This window comes from Cohnella nanjingensis, assembly GCF_014212125.1.
Taxonomy (GTDB): domain Bacteria; phylum Bacillota; class Bacilli; order Paenibacillales; family Paenibacillaceae; genus Cohnella; species Cohnella nanjingensis.
Map to the genome: position 1 here is coordinate 24,043 of NZ_JACJVP010000043.1, position 19,928 is coordinate 43,970.

Sequence of the window (19,928 nt, forward strand, 5' to 3'; positions counted from 1 at the left end):
AGTCGCCCGGGGCGCCGCGAACGGGGAAGCGGGCAAGTCACCAGAACGTCGTTCATGTCACTTCCGTGCGTAGAGGGGGCGGGGCGCGGTTTCTATACTTAGAACATAGCCTTATCCACCATGCACAGAAAGAAGAGATCGGATGAACCCAGTCAACCCCGTCCCCGCGCCCGGCCGCCGGACGAAGGCGTCATCGGGCGGTGCGCTTCGCCGCATGCGGCGCTACCGCACGCTGTACCTGATGATGATCCCCACGATCGCGCTCGTGATCGTCAACAACTACTTGCCGATGTTCGGCATCCTGATCGCCTTCAAGAAGATCAACTACGAGGACGGCATTCTCGGCAGCCCGTGGGTCGGCTTCGAGAACTTCAAGTACTTGTTCGCCACCTCCGACGCCTGGGAGATTACGCGCAATACGATCGCCTACAACGCCGTGTTCATCGCGACGAACCTCATCGGCGCCATCGCCGTCGCGATTCTGCTCCACGAGCTGAGAGGCCGGCTGGCGGCCAAATTCTATCAGAGCGCGTTCTTCCTCCCGTACTTCCTGTCGGCCGTCGTCGTGAGCTATCTCGTCTTCGCGATGCTCGGCGAGGAGCACGGCTTCGTGAACAACGTCCTGCTGAAGACCTTCGGCCTGGACCCGGTCTCCTGGTATGCCAAGCCGAACGCCTGGCCGTTCCTGCTGCCGATCATCAACGCCTGGAAAAACATCGGCTACTTCACGGTCGTCTATCTGGCCGCGATCGTCGGCATCGACGAGGAGTATTACGAGGCAGCGCTGATCGACGGAGCGGGCAAGTGGAAGCAGATCACGCGCATCACGCTGCCGCTCCTCATGCCGGTCATCGTCATCATGACGCTGCTGCAGATCGGCCGGATTTTCTACGCGGACTTCGGCTTGTTCTTCCAGGTCACGCTCGATACCGGCACGCTGTACCCGACGACCAACGTTATCGATACTTACGTCTACCGTTCCTTCATGGTCATGGGCGACATCGGCATGTCCTCCGCGGCGGGGCTGTATCAGGCGCTCGTCGGACTCGCGCTCGTCTTCGGCTCCAACTACATCGTACGCCAAATCAACCGCGACAACGCGCTGTTCTAAGGAGGCGGCATCCCTAATGAGCTCAACCGACGCGGTCAAGTCCGCGCCCAAACGACCCTATTCGCCCAACGCCGTATCCCGAGGAACGAACGCGGTCATCCACGCGATCTTCATCCTGTGCACGATCGCCTGCGTCTTCCCGCTCGCGCTCGTCATCGTCGTCTCGTTCACCGACGAGATGTCGATTCTGAAGCACGGCTACCAGCTCATCCCCGACAAGCTCAGCGCGATGGCCTATCATCTGCTGTTGAACGACGCGACGCAGATCGTCCGCTCCTACGGCGTCTCGATCTTCGTCACGGTGGCCGGCACGGCGCTCAGCCTGCTGCTGACCGCGGCATTCGCCTACCCGATCTCGCGCAGCGGGTTGCCCTACCGGCATGCCTTCGCGTTCTTCATTTTCTTCACGATGCTGTTCAACGGCGGCCTCGTGCCCTGGTACCTCGTCTACGTGAAGTATCTGCATCTAGGCAACTCGATCTGGGCGCTAATCATCCCGATGCTCATCCAGCCGTTCAACGTGCTCATCATGCGAACGTTTTTCTCGACCACCATCCCGGCGCCGCTGCTCGAAGCGGCCACGATCGACGGGGCGGGGGAGTTCAAGATCTTCCGGCGCATCGTCCTGCCGCTCTCGCTGCCGGTGATCGCGACGATCGGCTTGTTCAATACGCTGATGTACTGGAACGACTGGTTCATGAGCCTCGTGTTCATCAACGACAACAAGACGGTCAGCGTCCAATACCTCATGTACAAGACGATGCTCAACATCCAATATCTCACCTCCAACGTCCAAGCTTCGCAGGCGCTCAGCCAAGGCGGGGGCGCGGTCCAACTGCCGAGCGAATCGATCCGGATGGCGATGGCCGTCGTCGGGATCGGGCCGATCATTCTGGCGTACCCGTTCTTTCAGAAGTATTTTGTCAAAGGACTGACGATTGGGGCTGTCAAAGGCTGACCCCGGACCCCTATACTACACATACGGGGCTTGTCCGGTTGGCATAGGAAACCAACTCTAGGAGGGTATTCAAGCATGACCATCGCAAAAAAGGGGCTTCTCTCGACCATCCTCGTACCGGTAGCGCTCGGAGCCGCATTGGCGGGCTGCGGCGGCAACGACAAAGACGCGTCTTCGTCCGCATCCGCTTCCGCGACTCCGGCTGCCAGTCCGTCCGCGTCTGCCTCGGCATCCGCCTCCGCGGAAAGTTCCGCGAAGCCGCTGGATGAAGTGACGCTGACGCTCTACTATCCGGGCTCTCCGCAAAAGGACGAAGCCGCGGTCGAAGCGGCCATCGCGGACTATCTCAAGGACAAGATCAACGCCAAGGTGGACCTCAATCCGGTCGACTGGGGCGCTTGGGACAACAAGATCAATCTCCTGATCTCGTCCTCGCAGCCGGCGGACCTCATCTTTACCGCCGCCTGGAACGGCTTCACCGTGAACGTCGGCAAGGGCGCTTTCCTGGACATGACCGATCTGATCGACCAGTACGCCCCGGAGGCGAAGGCGGCGCTGAACCCGGCGTTCCTCGCGGGCTCCAAGGTGAACGGCCGCAACTACGGCTTCCCGACGAACAAGGAGCTCGCGGCGACGCGCGGGCTGATGGTCCGCAAGGATATCGCGGACAAATACGGCATGGATCTGAGCCAGATCAAGAAGATCGAGGATCTGGAGCCGCTGCTGCAGACGATCAAGGAGAAGGAGCCGGGCATGACGCCGTTCTACGTGTCCAACGAGAACGGGCTGCTCACGAACCTGAACTGGGATAAGCTCGGCGACAATACAGTCCCCGGCGTGCTGCACAAGCTGGGCACGGACACGAAGATTCTGAACGAGGTGGAGACGCCGGAGTTCAAGGCGGCCGCGGAGATGAGCCGGAAATGGTACCAGGCGGGCTATATCAACAAGGACGCCGCCACGACGAAGGTCAAGGCCGAAGAGTTGGTCAAAGCCGGCAAAGTGTTCAGCTACACGACTTCGCTGAAGCCGGGCGCGGCCGACGAGGTCATGCGCAACGTGGGCGTGCCGCTCGCGCAAGTGGAGCTCACCGAACCGACGATCACGACCGGCGACACGACGGGGTCCATGCTGGCCATCTCCCGCACCTCGAAGAACCCCGAGCGCGCGATGATGCTCATCAACCTGCTTCATACCGACAAGACGCTGAACAATCTCGTGAACTACGGCATCGAAGACAAGCACTACGTCAAAGTATCCGACAACGTCATCAAATACCCGGACGGCGTGACCGCCGCCAACTCGACGTTCAATCCCGGCTCGAACTGGGAGCTGGGCAATCAGTTCCTGAACTATCTGTTCGAGACGGAGAACCCGCAGAAGTGGGAGCTGTTCAAGCAGTTCAACGATTCGGCGAAGCCGTCGATCGCGCTCGGCTTCACGTTCAACGGGGACAGCGTCAAGAGCGAAGTCGCCGCAAGCGCCAACGTGACGAAGGAGTTCTACGGCGCGCTGAACGCGGGCATCGTGGATCCGGCCAAGTATATCCCTCAGTACCTCGACAAACTGAAGGCGTCCGGCGTCGACAAGATCATCGCGGAGAAGCAGAAGCAATTCGACGAGTGGTTGAAGACGAAGGGCTAAGCTAAAAGGCAGCCGATAAGAGGAAGGCGAAAAAACCCCGCGTCTCCCGGTAAAGGGAGGCGCGGGGCGCCATGCGTTGGCGGGGCCGGCGAGGCGACGAAAATGGACGCTGTACGCCGCCTATTCGCGAATGGGCCGTCAGGATAGCGGCCGACGCTCCGGAAATTACTTCTGCGCCGCCGCGGCCTCGCGGAACTCCTCGCGGATCCGGCCGAGCAGATCGGCGTCGGTGAGAACGTCGAACGCCGTGAGGGCGAGTATCGTCGCGCCGAACACCATGCCGTCGTAGGCGCGGTCGGTCTGCGCGGCGTCGCGGAATTCGATCGAGTGCAGCGTATAGGGCTGATCGACCACCTGCACGTAGGCGTGTACCGCCGGGCAGCGCAAGGAGACGTTGCCGAGATCGAGCGAGCCGTTGTCATGGCCGGAAGCGATCCGCTCGGGCGGAATGCCGGAGGCGACGAGGTTGGCGTTGAAGGCGTCCGACAGCGCTTCGTTGGTGCGCAGCTCATCGTACGAATATTCGTAGTTGCTCGTCGTCAGCCGGCAGCCGGTCGCGAGCGCGGCCGCTTCCGCGCAGGCGGTCACCTTGCGCGCCAGCTCGTCGGTGTATGCGCGGGATGCCGAGCGTACATAGAATTGGGCGGCGGCGTAGTCCGGAATAATGTTCGGCGCCTGGCCGCCGTGGGAGACGATCCCGTGGAGGCGGGCGTCGGGCTTCGTCTGCTGCCGCAGCGCGTTCACGTTGTTGAACAGCTGGATGACGGCGTCGAGCGCGTTGATGCCGTCCTGCGGGTTCGCCGCGGCATGCGCGGCCTTGCCGCGGAACTCGAACTGCAGCGCGTCCATCGCCAGCGAAGAGCCGGATCGCTCGAACTGGTGGTAAGGGTGCGCCATGAGCGCGGCGTCGACGTCGTCGAACAGGCCGGCGGCGGCCATGTCGACCTTGGCGCCCATCGTCTCTTCGGCGGGGGTGCCGTACACGCGGAGGCAGCCGCCCAGCTCGTCCATCAGCGGCCGGAGTCCGGCCGCCGCGCCGAGCGCCATCGTGCAGATGAGATGATGCCCGCAGGCATGGCCGATCTCCGGCAGCGCGTCGTACTCGGCGAGCAAGGCGATCGTCGGCCCCGGCTTCCCGGAGCGGTACTCGGCGATGAACGCCGTCTCGAGCCCGAGCGTCCCGCGCGTCACCTCGCAGCCGAGCGCTTCGAGCGCTTCGGTCAGCCGCGCGGAGGCGAGCCGCTCTTGGTGGCCGAGCTCCGGGTTCGCGCCGATGTAGGCCGCGATGTCGCGCAGAGTCGGCGCATAAGCATCGATCGTCGCTCGGACCCGGGCCTTTCCTTCGTTAGTTGCAATTATCATCTATCGTCTTCCTCCTCGATCGATCAGTCGTTCTCCAGCCGGGCGGCGATGCGGATTTGACCTTCGGCGCCGTCCACGCCGTCTTCCACGCACCACCACGCCGAGAGGACGGTGTGGGCGAACAACCAGTCCGCGATGCGCGAAGAGCTGAGGCCCAGCGCCTCGGCGAAGCCCGCGACGCGGCGGCGGATCAGGCGAATCATGGCATCCTCGTCTTCCTCCGGCAGGTTGTTCAGGAGGAACGGCACGACTTCGTAGGCGGCTTCGCCGATGACGCCCTTCGGATCGACGGCGAGCCACGGCTCACGCTCGGCGGAAAGGATATTGCCGTGGTGCAAGTCGCCGTGCAGCAGCAGCGCCGGTCCGTCCGGCTCGGCGTGCAGCCTCGCGAATAGGGCTTCGGCGCGCGCGACGAGCGGCTCCGGCAGAGGGCCCGTCCCGCCGCCGAACCGCGCGCGCAGCCGCTCGAACCCCCGCGCCCACTGCGCGCTCGTCGGGAACGCCGCCGCCGCGTCTCCCGCGGGGGCCGGCGTCCGAAGACGGCGGACGAGATCGGCGGCGATGCGCACCGCTTCGTCGTCTTGGGCGACGCTGTGCAGCGTCCGGCCGGGCAGAAGCCGCTCGAGCAGCAGGACGCCGCGCTCGTCGTCGGCGGCTAGCGCCCTTACGGCGCCCCGGCCGCCGAACAGCCGGAGCGCCGCGGGCTCGCGTGCCCGCTCCGGATCCGAAGGGACGCCGAGCTTCAGGACGCAGGGCAAGCCGTCCGCGCGCACGGCGGGGGCCACATAATTGTAGCTTAATTCATACGGCGGCAGCAGACGGAGCTCGTAGCGCCGTTCGCACTCGCGCAGCAGATCGGGCAATTCCGAGAGCCAGCGGGTACCTTGGTCCCCGTGTACGCTGCCGACCGTGCGGACGAACGTTTCCGGTAATGCGTTCATGCGATCGCCTCCCCGAAGCTTCGCTTCTACCGCGAAGTGTAACATAATCATCCAAGAGATGAAACTGTGTGCAATGATGTCGTATAATTATAGTTAAATTGGCACGAAAACATATTTAAACGACCTGTTGGGGTGTGTTATCTTCACCATGTGTCGTATATTTGAAGTAAGGGGCGAAGCGAAATGATACGGATCGGCATGTTGAGCTATTGGCATGTGCATGCGGAAGACTATACGAAGCAAGTACTGGATCACCCGGATACGGAGATCGCCGCGATCTGGGACGAGATTCCGGCGCGCGGCGAGGAGAAGGCGACCAAGTACGGCGTGCCGTTCATCGCCTCCCTGGACGAGCTGCTCGCGCGGGACGATATCGACGCGGTCGTCGTCGACGCGCCGACGAATATCCACCGGGACGTCATGGTGAAGGCGGCGCAAGCCGGCAAGCATATCTTCACCGAGAAGGTCGTCGCGCCTACGCTGCATGAAGTCAACGAGATTCTGGACGCGGTGAAGCAAGCCGGCGTGAAGCTGACCGTCTCGCTGCCGCGCCTGTACGATTCCTATACGCAGACGATCCGCGAAGTGCTGGCGGAAGGCTCGCTCGGCAAGCTGACGCTGGCCCGCGTCCGGCTGTCGCACAACGGTTCAACCGCGGACTGGCTGCCGGCGCACTTCTACTCCAAGGAACAATGCGGCGGCGGCGCGCTGATCGATCTCGGCTGCCACCCGATGTATCTCGTGCGTCTGTTCCTCGGGCTGCCGGATACGGTAAGCGCTACCTACGGCTACGTATCGGGCCGCGAAGTCGAAGACAACGCCGTGGCCGTCCTCTCCTACTCGGAAGGCGCGATCGGCATCGTGGAAGCGGGCTTCGTCAACAGCCACTCGCCGTTCTCCATCGAGCTGCACGGCACGGACGGCACGCTGTTGTTCGGCTTCCCCGAAGAGAAGCTGAAGGTGCGCAGCAACGCGAAGGGCGAGGGCTGGCAGGAAGTGCCGATCGGCGACCGCAAGCCGTACGCGTTCGAAGAGTGGGTCGGCCATATCCAGAACGGTACCGAAGCGGCGGAGAACGTCGGCCTGGCCGTCGATCTGACGAAGCTGATGGAAGCTTCGAACCGTTCGGTCTCGGAAGGACGCCCGATCCGCATCGCGGAACTGCAAGCTTAATCACGAGAGGCAGCGGAAGGAGGCGCGAGGCATGCTGATGGACGGAAGACCCGATCCGCTGGAGCGCAAGGCGGGCGAGACGCCCTTCCCGTTCGCGCGGATGGCGCGCAAGCGCGACGCGCTGGATAGGCTCGACCTGCGGTTCCGCTGGGGACGCTACGGCATCCGCGTGCTGCACTGCCATCTGGCGGCCTTTGCGCCGGGGCACGTCATCTCCTTCCACAAGCACTCGGAGTTCGAATTCCACTTCATCCCGAAGGGCAAAGGCACGGTGACCTTCGCGGACGGCGCCGCTTACGAGCTGCATGAAGGCTTGTTCTATCTGACCGGCCCCGACGTCGTCCACGAGCAGCGCTCGGACGATGCGGAACCGATGTACGAGCTGTGCCTGCACTGCGAGATCGTCCCGCTCGAGACCGGCAGCGGAACCGAATGGGGCGATTCGCTCGAAGTAAGGGAGGCGGACGAGTGCATCCGCCTGCTGCAGACGATGCCGCCCGCGCCGACGCTCGACCGGTATCAGGCGATGAGCGCTTTCCTGGACGCGTACCGGGCGTGGGAGGAGCAGCCCGTCGGCTTCTACACGACCGTGAAGCAGACGATGATCCAGATCCTGCTGCGCGCGGCGCGGGTGCACGCGTCTCCCGAGGACGCGGGCAACATTCCGGAGCGGGACATGAAGGATCACCGGTTCCGCCTCGCCATCCAGTACATCGAGGACAACGCGGCGCGGCCGATCACGCTGGAGGAAGTGGCGGAGCGGGTGCAGGTGAGCCCGCGGCAGCTGCAGCGCATCTTCCAGAGCGAAGGACGGACGACGTTCCGAGATTGGGTGGAGCACGTCCGCCTGCAGCGGATCAGCTCGGACCTGCTGCAGACGGAGCGGCCGATCGAAGAGATCGCGCTCGAGCACGGCTTCGTCAACCCGAACTATCTCTACCCGGTATTCAAACACAAATTCGGCATGACGCCCTCGGCTTACCGTCGCTTGCATGGCGTGCGTTGAGCGGGGACGACACCCAAGGAGGCAATCATTCCTATGAGTCAAAAAGTGAAAATCGGCATCATCGGCACCGGCGGCATCGCCCGCGCCCACGTATCGGCCTACCGCAAGCTTCCGTTCGTCGAGATCGTCGCGGTCGCGGACGTCATCCCGGGCAAAGCCCGTCAGTTCACCGAGCTGGAGGGCTTGAAGGATACGGCCGCTTATGACAGCCACACCGAATTGCTGGCCCAAGATCTGGACGGCGTCAGCATCTGTACGCCGAACGTCTCGCACCACCGTACGGCCGTCGACTCGCTGCGCGCCGGCAAGCAAGTGCTGCTCGAGAAGCCGATGTCCGTCACGCTGGCCGAGGCGCTCGAGATGGCGCAGACGGCGCGCGAGACGGGCCGGATGCTGACGCTCGGCTTCCAGCCGCGCTACGACCCGAACATGAAGCTGCTGCAAGACATCGTGCAATCGGGCCGTCTCGGCAAAGTCTACTACGTGGAGACGGGCGGCGGCCGCCGCCGCGGCATGCCGGGCGGCACGTTCATCAGCAAGAAGCTCGCCGGCGCGGGCGCGATGGCCGACATCGGCTGCTACTCGCTCGACATGGCGCTGAATACGATGGGCTATCCGCGTCCGGTATCCGTCTCGGCGTTCACGTCCAACCACTTCGGCACGAATCCGGTCTACCATCCCGAAGCGGCCAAGTTCGAAGTCGAAGACTTCGGCGTCGCGATGGTGCGCTTCGAGAACGATCTGGTGCTGCAGTTCAAGATCTCCTGGGCGATGCACATGGATACGCTCGGCGCGACGATGTTCCTCGGCACGGACGCCGGCCTGAAGGTCACGCCGGCCGGCTCGGGCCCATGGTCCGGCGTCTGGGACGGCGCGGTCGGCGCGATGACGATGTTCCACGACGACTTCGGCGGTCACACGTCGACGAACGTTCCGCTCATCGGCCATTCGCTCAATCTGTTCGACGAGAAGGTGCGCGACTTCGCCGAGGCGGTGCGCGACGGCCGTCCGGCGCCGATCCCCGGCGAGCAGATCCTCATTCAGCAAGCGATCATCGACGGCGTCCTGCGTTCCGCGGAAGCGCGCCGCGAAGTGTCGGTCGAGCTGCCGAACTAATCGCTTGAAATACAGGCAAGCCCCGTTCCTCCTAGAGAGGAACGGGGCTTGTTTCGTTCCGCGCGGACCGGGCATCTACCGGTCTCAATAATGAAGATCCTTGCGCCGGACGATCCGAAGGGAAAGCAGATAAGACGCGAGCAGGAGCGCGGCCGCGGCGGCCAGCGACAGCAGGATCGCCGCGGGACCGGTTTGGGCCAGGGCGGCATCGTCCAAGAATCGGAACATGATCGCGCTCGCCGCGAAAATCGTGGCCAACGAGAGGAAGTTCACGAGGTACAGCCCCTTATGGCCCAGGCCGTAATACAGCGGGCAATAGACGGAGCCGAACAGCAGCCCGACGAGCGTGACGATCCAGGCGTCCGAGCCATAGCTTCCGGTCGATTCAAGCCGGAACATCTCGCCGTACATCCACCGGGCAGCGCAGGAGAGCAGAACGCCGATCGCGACGAAGATCAGGACCGTGGCGTACTTGGCGGCGACGATGTCGCGCCTCCGGACGGGCAGGCTGCCGACGAAAGCCATCGCCCGGTTGCGCGTCTCGATCGTCGCGACCATGGCGAGCAGCATGAGGGGCGCCAGCAGGCCGGTCGTGAAAACCGTCCGGACGTTCATGAAGCCCATGAACAGCGCGTATCCGACGACAAAGAGGTACAAGTATCTGAGAATTAGCAGATCTTTGCGCACGAGATTAAGCATGAACGGACGGTTCTCCTTTCGCGGTGAAGTACATGATGTCCTCCAGCGTAGGGCGCTCGACGCTCGCATAGCCCGCGAACAGGCGGACGGCGGCCTCCCGGTCGGCGCTCAGCGCCTCGAAGCCGACGGCGGTTTCCCGGATGCCGACGAACGATCGGCGCACCTCCCGGTCCAGCAGATCCGGTCCGGCCTTGACGAGCGCGTAGCGATCTAGGACGTCGTCCTTCGGCTCGCAAAACTGCAGGCGTCCGCGATGCAGAAACGCGATATAATCCGCGATCCGCTCCAGATCGGTCGTGATGTGCGTGGAAAAGACGACCGTCCGGCGCTCGTCCTGCACATAGTCCGCGAGCAGGTCGAGCAGTTCCCGGCGAAAGACGGGGTCGAGTCCGGCCGTCGGTTCGTCCATGATCAGCAGGTCCGGTTGATGGGAGAACGCGATCGCTATGGAGAGCTTCATCCGCATCCCTTTGGACAGGCTGCGGATCTTCGCGCCGGCCGTCAATTCGAAGCGGTCGAGATAGGTTCGGAAAACGCGTTCGTCCCAATCGGCGTAAAACGGGGCGACGATCCGGGCCATGCCGCGGATGCTCAGATGCTCGTAAAAAGGGCTCTCGTCCGCGACGAATCCGATTCGCCGGCGGATCTCGTCCTCGCGCTCCGGCATGGGCATGCCGAGGACGCGCACCGTCCCCGCATCCGGCAGCGACATGCCGAGGATCTGCCGGATCAGCGTGCTTTTTCCGGCTCCGTTCGGGCCGATCAGGCCGGTGATGTAGCCTTTGCGGATATCCAGGGTGACGTCTTCCATCCGAAAGGCGCCCTGGCGCTTGCTCACCTGCCGGAGCTCGATGGCTTGCTCACTCATGTTCGCTTCCCCCGTTTTCGTACAAAATCGCAAGCAGGCCGACGAGTTCGTCCAGTCCCATGCCCAGCGCCCGGCTATCGCCGACGGCTTCCTCGAGCAGCTCTTCGACGCGTCTGAGCCGCCGTTCGCGGAGCAAGGCGGGGCTCACGCCAGCGACGAAGGAGCCTTTGCCGACGACGGAGTCGATGAGGCCTTCCTTTTCCAGCTCCTCGTAAGCGCGCTTGGTGGTGATGACGCTGATTCGCAAATCCTTCGCGAGCTGCCGGATCGAGGGCAGCGGCGCGCCGGACGCGAGGCTGCCCGACCAGATCTGCTCGCGGATCTGCCGGGCGATCTGCGCGTAGATCGGCTCGTCGGTGGCGTTGGATAGGATGATGTTCATCGGGCACCGTCTCTTCAAGTGTTCATAGTGTATATGACTAATATATACACTATACACGGAGGGTGTCAAGGCGGGCGGAGCGCCGGGTCGCTCGGATGCGTCGCCAGTAAGTCGCAAGTTGCTTATGTTCGGCAGGAGAATGGATCAATCGTCCGGAAAATAAAGGAATGAGGCCGGATCCGGAGGGTTGCTGCCTGCGGCGCATTGCCGATCGGCTGGGCGCATTTGCGCAGATTCTACGGGGGTTGGTGGAAACGATGCCAATAAATAAGAGGGAGAATCGGGGCTATAATCCCATTCTGCATGCCAGGAGCAAGAATTATTTTTGGAAGGGTAAAGGCGCATTATCCATTAAAACATTTAAAAATGGACGAGCGTTCTATCATGCCGGTCGTGGGCACTTTGCCGTTGAGGAAGGGAACTATCTGTTGCTTAATCATGGTCAGGAGTATTCGATAACCATCGAATCGGATGTCCCTGTGGAGTCCTTCTGCATCTTTTTCCCCGAGAGGATGGTTGAAGAGGTCTATCGCAGTATCATGACATCCGATGAGCAACTATTGGATGACCCGGCCGTACCCAAGCAAATGTCGGTTGATTTTGTTGAGAAAACTTATCATGATCATTGGTTAACCGCAAGCTTGTTTCAAATCAAGTCCGAATATGCAGATCCGCAACGTGATGCAGCCTGGCTAGAAGAAAAGTTATGCGAATTAGCGCACGGGCTCCTAAAGGTCCATCGACAGGTTCATCAAGAAATGTTGAAACTTCAGTCCTTAAAAACCTCGACGCGCGAGGAACTGTATAAAAGAATTCATATGGGTCATGAGTTTCTAAGCGCGTACTTTGATCAATCCCTAACCTTGACGGATGCGGCTAGAGCTGCATGCTTGTCGCCAAACCACTTCCTTAGAAGTTACAAGCAATTGTTTGGCATGTCTCCTTATCAGTATTTAGTAAGAAGAAGGCTTCAAGAATCGAAAAGGCTTCTTCTCCAAACGGATTGGCCCATCACCGATATTTGTCTGAGCGTCGGATTCCAGAGTCCTAGTACGTTTAGCAGTCTATTCTCTAAGCGTTTTTCGATGACCCCTTCGCAATTTCGTCAAAAAAGGTGATTTTCAAGAAGCAAGTTTTCTAACCACGGTTATAATTTGGAAGTACAACCCGAATTTCAGCAGCATAAAACCATCGAAAAGGAGGCTAAAGGAATGGAGTTAACGCAAATCATTGATGATGCATTTCAAGCGGCTCAGTCGGGCGAAGCTGCACGGCTTAAAGACATTGTAGAATCTCACCCGCATCTTGCAAATGCGGAAAATCGGGACGGGCTTACCCTTTTAGGGTATGCGGCCCATATGGGCAACAAGGATGCAGTGCAGGTATTGCTACATTCTGGTGCGGATGTGGATGCGCTGTCTCATTCCAAGATTTCTTTCATTCCTTCGAATACGGCATTGCATGCCGCGTTAGCAGGGGAGCGTAACTTGGATGTGATCAAGCTGCTATTGTCTCATCGCGCGCAGACGACGATTTTTGACAGCAATGGACATACTTGTTTGCACACTGCCGCATTCCATGACGATAACCTGGAAATCATTCGCTTGTTAATCGAACATGGAGCCGATGTTAACGCCAGTACGGAAGGCGGAGAAACGCCTTTGTCCCTTGCAATCAAGCAGGGGAACCCTAACGTAGCGGAACTTCTTCGCCAAAACGGAGCCCTGCTCTAATTTTAAGAGTAGTCGCCGAAAGCGGATTTTGAATTCGGAACAAGTCGGCAATCGAGCTAGAACGCCAACAGGCAGCGCAGGGATATCTTCCCTCACGCTGCCTGTTTATAAATGGCGCCCCGCTGCAGTTTTATTCCCGCTGAAGGCCATCATGCGGTTGATGGGCAAGCTCTTCGCACAGCCCGTGGAGAAAAGCATCCAACCGATCATCCGGCTTATGGACAACCCATTGCCGCAACCGCTCATCGCTTGGGATCGGAACAAGCCGGTCGATCTGTCGATCGATTCCTTGCAGCCGGCCAAGGCGCAGCGGTTGTTTGAATTAACGAAGCATCTCATTGCCGAATGATCGGCGGGAAGTTCGATTATGGACGCCGAAAGATCGCCCGCCCCATCTTCATCGGGTTCCCGCGAGCTTGCGCACCTCGAACAAGCTGAGCCTGTCGCCGGTCTTTTCATGGAACAGGGAACCGCCTTTAACGTGGTCGATGAACAAGATGCCGTCCAGGTGGTCGGTCTCATGCTGGATGCAGCGGGCCAGGAAGCCCTCCGCTTCCAGCTCGAACGTCTCGCCTTGGCGGTTCAAACTTCTCACCTTCACGTAATTCGCACGGTTGACGAAGCCGTAGAAGCCGGGGAAGGAGAGACAAGCCTCCGTCCCCTCTTGCTCGCCGCTCCGCTCGACGATCTCCGGGTTGATCAGCTCGATCAAGCCGTCTCCGCAATCCATCACGAGGATGCGGCGCAGGTAGCCGACCTGCGGCGCGGCCAGGCCGGCCCGGCCCTCGGCCTCGTACAGCGTCTCCGCCATATCGTCGAGCAGCTTCCCGATACGAGGGGTGACAGCTTCTACGGGTTTGGCGACTTTCCGTAACATCGGGTCTCCGAAAGGGAGAATAGTCTTGACGGTCATGCGTTTAAGCTCCCTTCACTTGCGTCATGGGCTTGTGAACCCAGAGCTCGCCCGGCGTGCAATTCAACGCCGTGCACAGCGCGTCGAGCGTATCCCTCTTCATCTGCTTCGGCTGGCTCGTCAGCAAGGCGCTGACGGACGGCGGGGACAGCCGGTATCCGGCTTTGTCCTGCAGCAGACGCATCAGCTCGGCGCCGCTCCGAATGCCTCTCTCCGCCATCACTTGCTGTAGCATCCACTCCAACATCGCGTTCACCTCTCGGGTTCATTTGCGGGTGATTCCGATTATAACCGATAATAAAATATTAGGTAATACCTAACTTTTTTCGGCTTGGCCTGCCGAGGCTATTCTCCTTCACCAAATTGTCATGAGCCCCGCAAGAGATAGCTCGAATGGGGCATCATGAATCATCCGGATGCCGGGATAAGATGAGAAGGAGAAGGTATGAGTCTGGATGGGGGAAGCCGATAACGGCGCTGCGGGGGGAGTGGATATTGACAAGATTTAACGAATCTGAGGCCGTTATCGACCCGGAGCGTCATGAGCCTGTCCGGAGGAGAACGGCAACGCGCCTGGATTGCGATGGCGCTCGCGCAACAACCCCGTGTCCTCCTGCTAGACGAACCTACAACTTTTCTGGATATTCACCACCAGTTGGAAATTATCGAATGGGTCAAGCGACTGAATTCGGAACACGGGATGACGATCATTATGGTTCTTCATGATCCGAACCAAGCAGCGGAAGACCCTTTATTGGCCTTATGAAATTAATAAAGTAGGCGAGGAGAATGGTTATGCAAACTTGGAAAGTAGGAATTCTTTTATTCGACGATGTAGAGGTGCTCGACTTTGCCGGCCCTTTCGAAGTATTTGCGGTCACGACAATCAATCGCGGGCAAGCAGACGCTTACCAGCCATTTGAAGTGTCGACCATTTCAGAAACAGGAAAGCTCATTACGGCAACGAACGGTTTAAAAGTCACGCCGGACTACAGCCTGGTCACCGCTCCATACTTCGATCTGCTGGTGATACCCGGCGGTATGGGTACGAGGCGAGAGATTGACAATCAGGTATTGCTGGATTGGATTAACAAGCGTCATGGAGAGGTGAAGTGGATGACTTCCGTGTGTACGGGTTCTTTTCTTCTGGCTAAAAACGGCCTGCTGAACAATAAACGCGCGACGACGCATTGGGCGAGCATAGAGAGGATGAGAAATGATTTTCCGAAGATCAACGTTGTCGAAGGCATGAAGTTTGTAGACGAGGATCGGATTGTCACGTCTGCGGGCATATCCGCCGGTATTCATATGGCATTTCATATGATTCGTCGATTGCTCGGTACGAGGGTTGCGGAGGAGACGGCTCGTTTCATGGAATATGACATTCGATTCGACGAGCAAATCTCAGAAAGCAGGGATTCATTTTGAAATGCAAAGCGGATCCGGACTATCTGTTCATGATTGTTCACGGAACGGAAGAATACGGAAAGCAAAAGCTGAAAGAAGATTTGGAAAGCAATCCTGCATGGTCTTCCTTGCGTGCCGTGAAGGAGAAGAGAATGGTCTTTCTGCCATCGGATTTCGTGAACTCGCCGGGCTTGAAAATCGATCAAACATTCGAGTATCGATGCCCGATGCAGGCGAGGCATGAGCGAAAACTGGCTCGAACAGGGGGGCGCGCGTAATCGGATAGACCGCCTTCGACCGGAAAGAACCAATAAGCCCAGGGACCCGCCGCGCGCTATCGGGCGGGCGCTCCCCGGGCTTGCCGGCGTTTACCCTTTCTTTCTCGAGGCGATCTCTTCGGCGAGCTCGTTCAGCTCCGTCCAGCGCTCGAGCAGCTGGTCGAGCTTGGTCTCGAGCCGCTGCTGCTCCGCCATCAGCTCCTGCAGCCGCGCGGAGTCGCTGGAAGCGGCCTCCATATCCTCGGCGACGCGGGCGAGCGCGCCCTCCGTCTCCGCGATCCAGCCGTCGATCTGCTCGAAGTCCTTCTGGTCCTTGTACGACATCTTGGTCGGACGATCCTTGGCATCGGCTGCCGAAGCGGCCGGGGCGGCTGTCTTCGCGGCCTTCGGCGCTTCGGCCGCAGCTTCGAGCGCCCGTCGGCGATCGGCGTGCTCCTGGTACTCGGAGTAGTTGCCGGTATGCTGCAGGACGACGCCCTCGCCTTCGAAGGCGAAGATCCGGTCGACCGTCCGGTCCAGGAAGTAGCGGTCATGGGAGACGACGAAGACGACGCCCGGGAAGTCGTCCAGGTAATCCTCCAGGACGGACAGGGTCGCGATATCGAGATCGTTCGTCGGCTCGTCGAGCAGCAATACGTTAGGCGCGTCCACGAGCACGCGCAGCAGCTGAAGCCGCCGCTTCTCGCCGCCCGAGAGGCGGGAGATCGGCGTCCACTGCGCGGCTGGCGGGAAGAGGAACCGCTCCAGCATCTGTCCGGCGGAGATCGACTCGCCCTCGGCGGTACGGATCTGCTCGGCGCCCTCGCGGATGTACTCGATCACGCGCAGATTCTCGTCCATCTCCTCGTGCTCCTGGGAGAACCAGCCGAGCCGGACCGTCTCGCCGAGCGTGACGCTGCCGCTGTCCGGCGCCAACCGGCCGGCGATCAGCTTCAGAAGCGTCGACTTGCCGGTGCCGTTGCGGCCGACGATGCCGACGCGATCTTCCGGCACCGCAATATAGCTGAAGTCGCGGATCAGCGTGCGGTCCCCGTAGCCCTTGGAGACGTCGTCCAGCTCCACGATCTTGCGGCCGAGCCGGGACGATGCGACCGACACGTCGAGCTTCCCCGCGGCCGTCTTCGGAGCCTGCGCTTTGAGCGCTTCATACCGGTCGATCCGCGCCTTCTGCTTGGTGGAGCGGGCCTGCGCGCCGCGACGGATCCAAGCGAGCTCATTGCGCAGCAAGTTTTTGCGCTTGGCCTCGGAAGCGGCTTCCCGCTCCTCCCGCTCCAGCTTCAATTCGAGGAAGCGGCTATAGTTCGCTTCATAGAAGTAAGCCCGCCCCCGGTCCAGCTCCAGCACGCGGTTGCTGACCCGGTCCAGGAAGTAGCGGTCGTGCGTAATCATCAGGAGCGCGCCTCTGCGCTTCTGCAGCATGCTCTCGAGCCAGGCGACCGATTCGTTGTCGATATGGTTCGTCGGCTCGTCCAGGATAAGCACGTCAGACGGCTGCAGCAGGGCCGCGGCCATGGCGACGCGTTTGCGCTGGCCGCCGGAGAACGTCTCGACACGCGCGTCGTAGTCGTGAATGCCGAGCTTGGACAGCGCCGTCTTCGCTTCGCTCTCCAGCGTCCAGGCGTCGAGCTCGTCCATGCGCTGATTCGCGGCGATCAGCTTCGCTTGGAGCGCATCGTCTTCCGGTCGCAGCGCCAACGCTTCGAGCGCGGCGGCGTAGCCGCGCACGGCCCGCAGCTGAGGCGAGTCGCCGCCGAGCACGTGCTCCAGCGCCGTCTCGCCCGGCGCGAACGCCGGATCCTGCGCCAGCATCCGGACGACCGCGCGGCTGCCGATGCTGACGCTGCCGGCGTCCGGCGGCTCCAGGCCGGCGACGGCCTTGAGCAGCGTCGACTTGCCCGTGCCGTTCACGCCGATGATGCCGATCTTGTCTCCTTCCTCCACGCCGAAGGTGACGTCTTCGAACAGGATCTTGTCGCCGTAGCTCTTCGTTATATGTTCAATGGACATGATGTGCATGCGTATCGACCCACTTTGCCGGATAAGGATGAGATGCGGATAATCCTCCGTATCATACCACAATTCGCCTGGAGACGCCCTCGGGGACGCCCTTCGAACCGCGCGGCTAAGGGAAAGCGGCATGCTCAAAAAAATATGAAGAAGGGGGTTGTTCTCGGTCGAGGCATGTGCTATTATAATCAAGTGTTCGGAACACACCGCATCTTAGGTCCTTAGCTCAGCTGGCAGAGCAGTTGACTCTTAATCAACGGGTCGTGGGTTCGATCCCCACAGGGCCTACCATTTCTAAGATGAGAAGCAGCTTGGCGCATCGCGTCGGCTGCTTTTTTGCGTTTCCGGGAGGATAACGTCTCTTTGACGTCGCTTTGACTTTACGGCCTACATTGCATCCGCTCTTACCGCATCCTGAAGCTCCGCGAAGCGCGGGACGTAACCGAGCCCGCGAAGCTTGGCCGTATCCACGATCTGGTGCCAGGCGGCATCGTGGGCTCTTCCTTCTGCGCCCTCCTCGAACGACTCTCCATACAGCTGCATGATCTCGCTTGCCGCGGCGGGCTTGCCATCCGCTACATTATAGATCTGACCGTCGATTCCGTCCGCCGACAGCGCGAGCGCGGCCGCCTGCGCGACGTCGGCGTGATGGACGAGATGAATCCGCTGCTCGGGGCGCCAGCGGCGGAACCAGCCGAGCCCCTCGGAGAGATGCGGGTCTCCGTCGCCGTAGACGAACGCCAAGCGCAGCGTCCGCAAGCCCAACCCTTCGCGATGATGAAGCTCGGCCAGCGCCGCTTCGGCCGCGGTCTTCGTCGCCGGATAGGGCGCCGCGGGGTTCGGGGCGTCCGTCTCCCGGAAGACGCGGCCTTCCGCGCCGGGACCGTAGACGAGGTTGGTGCTGGCGAAGACGAAGCGGGGCGCGCCGGCTTGCAGCGCGGCCCGGGCCAACGCCAGCGTGCCCTCCAGGTTCACGGCCGTCGTCTCTTCCGGCGTCGCTCCCCGGAAGAAGGCCGCCAAGTGGACGACGGCGTCGATCCCGGCGACCGCGCCGGTTAACGAATCGGGTCGCAGCAGGTCGCCCGGGACGATATCCGCGCCTAACGCTTGAAGGCTGGCCGCAGCCTCCGGACGGCGGGCCAGCACCCGCACTTCGTGTCCTTGCCGGAGCAGACGGGGCACGAGCCGGCTGCCGACGCGTCCGGTCGCTCCCGTAACGAGAATGTTCATGAATGTTCGCTTCCCTTCCGGTTATGGATGTCGTGTACACCGCGCAATGTTACAATCCAAGTATCGTCGGAATGACATTCTACGACCAGCGTCGCTTGATCGTAGGATTCGGAGTGTCAGGATCCGCTAGGGGAGGAGAAGCGCAAATGGAAGATCGGGAGCGCAGGCAAGCTTTGGCCGATTTCCTCCGGTCCCGCAGGGAACGGCTGACGCCGGCCGAGGTCGGCCTGCCGCCGGGGATGCGCAGACGCACGCCGGGTCTGCGGCGCGAGGAAGTGGCGCTGCTCGCGAACATCGGAACGTCCTGGTACGTATCCTTGGAGCAGGGCAGGGACGTGCAGCCTTCGGAGCAGGTGCTGGAGAGTCTGGCGAAGGCGTTGCGGTTGAACGCGGCGGAGCGCCGTCATTTGTTCGTGCTCGCCCAGCCGCCTTCGTCGGCCTCCCACGGCGCCCCGCTGCCGGAGGAAGAGACCGTGGGCGAGGGGCTCGAGCGGGCCGTTCAAGCCCTGGATCCCCATCCCGCCTATGTCCTCGGGAGGCGGTGGGATCTGTTGACGTGGAACCGCGCGGCGGAGCTGGTCTTCGGCTTCTCCGAGATCGCGCCCCCGTTCTCGCGCAATATGATCTGGCGGAACTTCACGAGCCCGGTGCTTCGCTCCCATCGCCATTGGGAGAAGCTCGCGCGCGGCTCCGTGGCGCAATTCCGCGCCGACAGCGCGAGGTATCCGGGCGATCCGGGGTTCGCGGAGCTGATCGAAGCGCTCCAAGCGCGGAGCGAGGCGTTCCGTTCCTGGTGGTCGAAGCACGACGTGCGGGGCCTGCCGGACGGCACGAAGCGGATGGATCACCCCGCGCTTGGGAAGCTCGAGTTCGACTACGTCTCGCTGCGCTCGCCCGACCGGGAGGATCAGAAGTTCATCCTCTATACTTGCGCGCCGGGCACGGCCGATCGGTTGATTCGGGCGCTGGCGGCGGAGAAAGAGACCGTAAGGACATAAAAAGGGCCGGCCCGGCGACCGCAGAAGCTTCTCTCTTGCGCTTCTCGCGTTCGTTCGGCCGGCCTTTGCGCTTGTTCCGGTTCGAAGCCGGGTTGTCCTGTC

Annotated in this window: 21 protein-coding genes, 1 tRNA gene and 1 pseudogene; 14 read left to right on the forward strand and 9 right to left on the reverse strand. The window is 61.2% G+C overall.

Features of this window, described 5'->3' with window-relative positions; translation table 11 throughout:
* Positions 1-142: 142 nt before the first annotated feature.
* The 3 genes from H7C19_RS25235 (at position 143) to H7C19_RS25245 (ending at position 3,713) form a co-directional block, all read left to right on the forward strand.
* Complete coding sequence (locus H7C19_RS25235; protein WP_376775427.1) at positions 143-1,111, forward strand: ABC transporter permease; 969 nt, start codon at positions 143-145, stop codon at positions 1,109-1,111.
* Positions 1,112-1,127: 16 nt separating this feature from the next.
* Positions 1,128-2,069 carry a carbohydrate ABC transporter permease gene (locus H7C19_RS25240; protein ID WP_185671859.1) on the forward strand — a complete coding sequence of 314 codons (942 nt, stop codon included), beginning with the start codon at positions 1,128-1,130 and terminating at the stop codon, positions 2,067-2,069.
* Positions 2,070-2,144: 75 nt separating this feature from the next.
* Positions 2,145-3,713, forward strand: a complete 1,569-nt coding sequence (locus H7C19_RS25245; protein ID WP_185671860.1) for an ABC transporter substrate-binding protein — start codon at positions 2,145-2,147, stop codon at positions 3,711-3,713.
* A gap of 165 nt (positions 3,714-3,878) precedes the next feature.
* Here the strand turns inward: H7C19_RS25245 and H7C19_RS25250 are convergent, their stop codons facing one another.
* Positions 3,879-5,075: a M20 family metallopeptidase gene (locus H7C19_RS25250; protein WP_185671861.1), complete on the reverse strand. Its 1,197-nt coding sequence runs from the start codon at positions 5,073-5,075 to the stop codon at positions 3,879-3,881.
* Between the two features lie 23 nt (positions 5,076-5,098).
* Positions 5,099-6,016: an aminoglycoside phosphotransferase family protein gene (locus H7C19_RS25255; RefSeq protein WP_185671862.1), complete on the reverse strand. Its 918-nt coding sequence runs from the start codon at positions 6,014-6,016 to the stop codon at positions 5,099-5,101.
* Positions 6,017-6,199: 183 nt separating this feature from the next.
* Here H7C19_RS25255 and H7C19_RS25260 point away from each other — a divergent pair, with 183 nt between their 5' ends.
* From H7C19_RS25260 to H7C19_RS25270, 3 genes are read left to right on the forward strand one after another with little or no spacing between them, the layout of a single operon-like run.
* Complete coding sequence (locus tag H7C19_RS25260) at positions 6,200-7,189, forward strand: Gfo/Idh/MocA family protein (protein WP_185671863.1); 990 nt, start codon at positions 6,200-6,202, stop codon at positions 7,187-7,189.
* A 31-nt stretch (positions 7,190-7,220) separates the two neighbouring features.
* Entirely contained in the window at positions 7,221-8,195 is a 975-nt protein-coding gene (locus tag H7C19_RS25265) for a helix-turn-helix transcriptional regulator (RefSeq protein WP_185671864.1), read from the forward strand.
* A gap of 33 nt (positions 8,196-8,228) precedes the next feature.
* Positions 8,229-9,311: a Gfo/Idh/MocA family protein gene (locus H7C19_RS25270; RefSeq protein ID WP_185671865.1), complete on the forward strand. Its 1,083-nt coding sequence runs from the start codon at positions 8,229-8,231 to the stop codon at positions 9,309-9,311.
* Positions 9,312-9,395: 84 nt separating this feature from the next.
* On the opposite strand, the gene H7C19_RS25275 is transcribed toward H7C19_RS25270, so the two are convergent.
* The 3 genes from H7C19_RS25275 to H7C19_RS25285 are packed head-to-tail and all read right to left on the reverse strand — an operon-like array spanning position 9,396 to position 11,260.
* The gene (locus H7C19_RS25275; protein ID WP_185671866.1) at positions 9,396-10,010 is read right to left on the reverse strand and encodes an ABC-2 transporter permease; all 615 of its coding nucleotides are present in this window, start codon (positions 10,008-10,010) and stop codon (positions 9,396-9,398) included.
* Positions 10,003-10,878, reverse strand: coding sequence for an ABC transporter ATP-binding protein (locus H7C19_RS25280; RefSeq protein WP_185671867.1), 876 nt, complete (start codon positions 10,876-10,878; stop codon positions 10,003-10,005). The genes H7C19_RS25275 and H7C19_RS25280 overlap by 8 nt, the downstream gene beginning before the upstream one ends.
* Entirely contained in the window at positions 10,871-11,260 is a 390-nt protein-coding gene (locus H7C19_RS25285; RefSeq protein ID WP_185671868.1) for a GntR family transcriptional regulator, read from the reverse strand. The genes H7C19_RS25280 and H7C19_RS25285 overlap by 8 nt, the downstream gene beginning before the upstream one ends.
* A 167-nt stretch (positions 11,261-11,427) precedes the next feature.
* On the opposite strand from H7C19_RS25285, the gene H7C19_RS25290 reads away from it, so the two are divergent.
* The 3 genes from H7C19_RS25290 (at position 11,428) to H7C19_RS35340 (ending at position 13,342) form a co-directional block, all read left to right on the forward strand.
* Positions 11,428-12,378 carry an AraC family transcriptional regulator gene (locus H7C19_RS25290; protein ID WP_246469775.1) on the forward strand — a complete coding sequence of 317 codons (951 nt, stop codon included), beginning with the start codon at positions 11,428-11,430 and terminating at the stop codon, positions 12,376-12,378.
* Between the two features lie 93 nt (positions 12,379-12,471).
* Complete coding sequence (locus tag H7C19_RS25295; protein WP_185671869.1) at positions 12,472-12,993, forward strand: ankyrin repeat domain-containing protein; 522 nt, start codon at positions 12,472-12,474, stop codon at positions 12,991-12,993.
* A 217-nt stretch (positions 12,994-13,210) separates the two neighbouring features.
* Positions 13,211-13,342, forward strand: coding sequence for a hypothetical protein (locus H7C19_RS35340; RefSeq protein WP_281384963.1), 132 nt, complete (start codon positions 13,211-13,213; stop codon positions 13,340-13,342).
* 48 nt (positions 13,343-13,390) lie between these two features.
* Here the strand turns inward: H7C19_RS35340 and def are convergent, their stop codons facing one another.
* Together def and H7C19_RS25310 are read right to left on the reverse strand one after the other, a co-directional pair.
* On the reverse strand, positions 13,391-13,906 hold the full coding sequence (gene def / locus H7C19_RS25305; RefSeq protein ID WP_185671871.1) for a peptide deformylase: 516 nt from the start codon (positions 13,904-13,906) through the stop codon (positions 13,391-13,393).
* A gap of 4 nt (positions 13,907-13,910) precedes the next feature.
* Positions 13,911-14,153, reverse strand: coding sequence for a helix-turn-helix domain-containing protein (locus H7C19_RS25310; RefSeq protein ID WP_185671872.1), 243 nt, complete (start codon positions 14,151-14,153; stop codon positions 13,911-13,913).
* Positions 14,154-14,444: 291 nt separating this feature from the next.
* Here H7C19_RS25310 and fpuC point away from each other — a divergent pair.
* The 3 genes and pseudogenes from fpuC to H7C19_RS25325 form a co-directional block, all read left to right on the forward strand.
* Positions 14,445-14,669 (forward strand): annotated as a pseudogene (fpuC, locus tag H7C19_RS25315) (petrobactin ABC transporter ATP-binding protein FpuC); the annotation flags it as partial.
* A gap of 32 nt (positions 14,670-14,701) precedes the next feature.
* On the forward strand, positions 14,702-15,334 hold the full coding sequence (locus H7C19_RS25320; RefSeq protein WP_185671874.1) for a DJ-1/PfpI family protein: 633 nt from the start codon (positions 14,702-14,704) through the stop codon (positions 15,332-15,334).
* Positions 15,331-15,591 (forward strand): ABC transporter substrate-binding protein, encoded by a 261-nt coding sequence (locus tag H7C19_RS25325; protein ID WP_185671875.1) that lies wholly within the window; start codon positions 15,331-15,333, stop codon positions 15,589-15,591. The genes H7C19_RS25320 and H7C19_RS25325 overlap by 4 nt, the downstream gene beginning before the upstream one ends.
* Before the next feature lie 90 nt (positions 15,592-15,681).
* Here the strand turns inward: H7C19_RS25325 and H7C19_RS25330 are convergent, their stop codons facing one another.
* Positions 15,682-17,607, reverse strand: a complete 1,926-nt coding sequence (locus tag H7C19_RS25330; protein ID WP_185671876.1) for an ABC-F family ATP-binding cassette domain-containing protein — start codon at positions 17,605-17,607, stop codon at positions 15,682-15,684.
* Between the two features lie 206 nt (positions 17,608-17,813).
* On the opposite strand from H7C19_RS25330, the gene H7C19_RS25335 reads away from it, so the two are divergent.
* Positions 17,814-17,889 (forward strand) — tRNA-Lys (locus tag H7C19_RS25335).
* 96 nt (positions 17,890-17,985) lie between these two features.
* Here H7C19_RS25335 and H7C19_RS25340 read toward each other — a convergent pair.
* Positions 17,986-18,828, reverse strand: coding sequence for an NAD-dependent epimerase/dehydratase family protein (locus tag H7C19_RS25340; RefSeq protein ID WP_185671877.1), 843 nt, complete (start codon positions 18,826-18,828; stop codon positions 17,986-17,988).
* Positions 18,829-18,974: 146 nt separating this feature from the next.
* Between H7C19_RS25340 and H7C19_RS25345 the strand changes: the two genes are divergently transcribed.
* Positions 18,975-19,826, forward strand: coding sequence for a helix-turn-helix transcriptional regulator (locus H7C19_RS25345; protein WP_185671878.1), 852 nt, complete (start codon positions 18,975-18,977; stop codon positions 19,824-19,826).
* Positions 19,827-19,928 lie beyond the last annotated feature (102 nt).